The following is a 2,650-nucleotide window of genomic DNA, read 5'->3' on the forward strand; positions in this document are numbered from 1 at the left end:
CATCGGCATCAGCTCAGCGATGGGCACCTCGACCAGACCGGCGATGGTTTCTTCAGCGCAGCGAACCAGCGGAATGCCCGCCAGCACCTGCAGATGTCCCGCTGCGGCCCAGCCTGCGACATCGGCTGGATGGCAGCCCCAGCGCGCAGAAATCTCGTAGATCGAATAGAAGGCAATCGGCGGCAATGGCATCACGGGGCTCCTTCCAGGCATGCGGCATCACGCGGCCCAAGCCGTCGGAATGCGAGTTACAAAGCCCGACGCGCCAGGCGCGCGGGTGGGACTGGGTGCAGAGCATGCCTTCGAGGAAAACCACCTGTTGGTAAGAGCCGCCCCTAGTTGGGTGCGGGCACGGGACTTTTTTTGTTTTCGATTCTGTTGGACTGCTCGCAGAAAGTTTACGCTGGGTCAGGGCGCGTTTGAACCTCGGGAATATGTGAGGTTCAATTTGTCGCAAGCGGTCCTGACTGCGTCGTGTCGAACGTCGGTGAAACACGACCGGAACCGGCATTTCCGTCAATTCCACCCCACGCAGATCCCGCGAAACCCCCGGTGCGTCGGCCAATGCAGCCTGCCGGGAAGGACCAGCGATAATGGCAGGGTGATCGACGCCATAAACAGCACGCCTCAGGGCAAACGTTGGGCCCTGACAAAGCCACTCTTACGAGAGTCAGTGCCTGAAACTTCAATAAAACAAGGGGTGGAATTGAGGGGCGCGCTTCAATTCCACCTTCCGCCTGTATTCCGCCCGACGCGCTCTGCTTCGCTCGCCTTGCCCCCGTCAGAGGGGTGAGAAAAACAAACGGAGCAGCCCATGACTCACCCTCACCCTGAGGTACCAGCGGAACCGCTGAACTTGTTGGCCGACTGGATCAGCCGCGAGCAGTTGGCGCGCGAGCTGGGCCTCACACCAGACACTCTCGCCCGATGGGCGGCGCGCCGCGAGGGCCCGCCTTGCACCCGCATAGGGCGGAAAACCTTTTATCGGCGGGCGTCGGTACAGGACTGGATCCACGCGCAGGAACAGACGCACCCGGTGCGCAGATCACGGGGGCGGACATGATCGCCCTGCCCCGCAAATCCGACTGGCCTGCAGACCGTCTCGCCGAGGCCCGCGCCGTGATCGCCGATGTCGCCCATCACAGCGATCCCCTGATCCGGCTCGCCTGCAAGGTGCTGACCGCCCATGGCGAGACCGCCACCGAGCGCGAGGACGCGCAGCGGCTGATGGTGGTGATCGACGCGCGCCGGCCCGTTCGCCGCGCCCCGCGCGAAGATCAGGGGAGGGCCAGGCAATGACGCGCCGTGGCACCCCCGAGGCCGATCTGCAGCGCGCGGTGGTGCGGGCGCTGCGGCTCGCCCTACCCCGCACGGCGATCGTGCATCATTGCGCCAATGAGGTGACCGAACCCGGGCCCCATGGTGCCAAGCGCCAAGCGATCCTAGTCGGCATGGGTGTCTATGCGGGCTTTGCCGATCTGACCGTGCTTTGCGATGGACGCATTCTGTTTCTCGAGCTGAAGGCACCGAAGGGTCGCCTGCGCCCGGCGCAGGAGGCGTTCCGCGATGCCGTGCTGGCACAGGGCTTTGGTTGGGCGCTGGTGCGCAGCCTAGACGATGCGCTGGGCGTGCTCGCCGATCATGGCTTCACCACCCGCATTGTGGCCCCAGCACGGAAGGACGCGCCATGAGCCACAAGGGCACCAACTGGGCGATCCAGCAGCGTGGATTGAAGCCTGCCACCAAGATCGTGCTCTGGCATCTCTGCGATCGGCACAACCCTGACTTCGGCTGCTTCCCAACGCAGGCGCGGCTGGCCGAGGATGCAGAAATGTCGAGCTCGGCGCTGAATGGACATCTCGCGAGGCTAGAAGAGCTGGGCCTGATCCAGCGTATGCGCTGCCATGACCCGCGCACCCACAAGCGGCAAGCCACCCGCTACATCCTGGGGTTCGAGGATGGATTCCCAAAAGAGCCAACTCCGAAAATCGGAGAAGGAAATTCCGAAAGCGAACGCGAAATTTGCGGCGAGCCATCTCCGGAATCCGAACATGGAGCCATCTCCGGATTTGCGGCAAACCCATCTCCGGATTTTGCCGAAAGCCATCTCCGGAATCCGGAGACTAACCTTGTAAGAGAACCTTTAAGGAAACCAGTAAAGGAGGAGGAGGGCGCGCAAGCGCGCGATGCAGATTTTGATCTGTTATTTGCAGAGCTGCTCAGAGCGCTGGGTGTCGATGCCACCGCCCTGCCCGGCTGGTGGCAAGGTTGGCCAGCCAAGGCACATGTGCGCCGCTGGATTGATGATCTCGGGCTGAGCGAAGACCAAGTCCTCGAAACCGCTGCTGAGACCCGGCACAACCACCCTGCCCCGCCCGATGGACCCAAGGCGCTCGATCGGTTCATGGAACGGGCCGCCCAGCGCGATGCGCAAACCGCCGCAGCGCAAGCCGGCGGGCAGAGGCTCAAGCGGCGGTGCAAGCGAGATGAAGCACCCCGTTCCAGCCCAGACGAGCTCGCGGCCTATTACGCCAACCTGGTGAACTCCGACGGCTTCCTGCCCGCCAACATGATCTCCAACACCATCCGCAACAGCCTGCTGGCGCGCGGCCTCGTCACCCAAGAACGGCTCCGGATGCGAGGTGTGCGA

Annotated in this window: 4 protein-coding genes and 1 pseudogene; 4 read left to right on the forward strand and 1 reads right to left on the reverse strand. The window is 63.5% G+C overall.

All coding sequences use genetic code 11. From position 1 onward, the window contains the following. Nucleotides 1–192 (reverse strand): annotated as a pseudogene (locus ABY403_RS15395) (hypothetical protein); the annotation flags it as partial. A 622-nt stretch (nt 193–814) separates the two neighbouring features. On the opposite strand from ABY403_RS15395, the gene ABY403_RS15400 reads away from it, so the two are divergent. The 4 genes from ABY403_RS15400 to ABY403_RS15415 form a co-directional block, all read left to right on the forward strand. Then, on the forward strand, nt 815–1,063 hold the full coding sequence (locus ABY403_RS15400) for a helix-turn-helix transcriptional regulator (RefSeq protein WP_372841699.1): 249 nt from the start codon (nt 815–817) through the stop codon (nt 1,061–1,063). After that, entirely contained in the window at nt 1,060–1,299 is a 240-nt protein-coding gene (locus ABY403_RS15405; protein WP_372841700.1) for a hypothetical protein, read from the forward strand. Before ABY403_RS15400 ends, ABY403_RS15405 begins: the two co-directional genes overlap by 4 nt. Next, nucleotides 1,296–1,691, forward strand: a complete 396-nt coding sequence (locus tag ABY403_RS15410) for a VRR-NUC domain-containing protein (protein WP_372841701.1) — start codon at nt 1,296–1,298, stop codon at nt 1,689–1,691. The genes ABY403_RS15405 and ABY403_RS15410 overlap by 4 nt, the downstream gene beginning before the upstream one ends. Further along, nucleotides 1,688–2,650: helix-turn-helix domain-containing protein (locus ABY403_RS15415; RefSeq protein ID WP_372841702.1), on the forward strand; the 963-nt coding region annotated here is incomplete at its 3' end. The genes ABY403_RS15410 and ABY403_RS15415, both read left to right, overlap by 4 nt.

Source organism: Phaeovulum sp. (assembly GCF_041596715.1).
In the GTDB taxonomy this organism is placed as follows: domain Bacteria; phylum Pseudomonadota; class Alphaproteobacteria; order Rhodobacterales; family Rhodobacteraceae; genus UBA6213.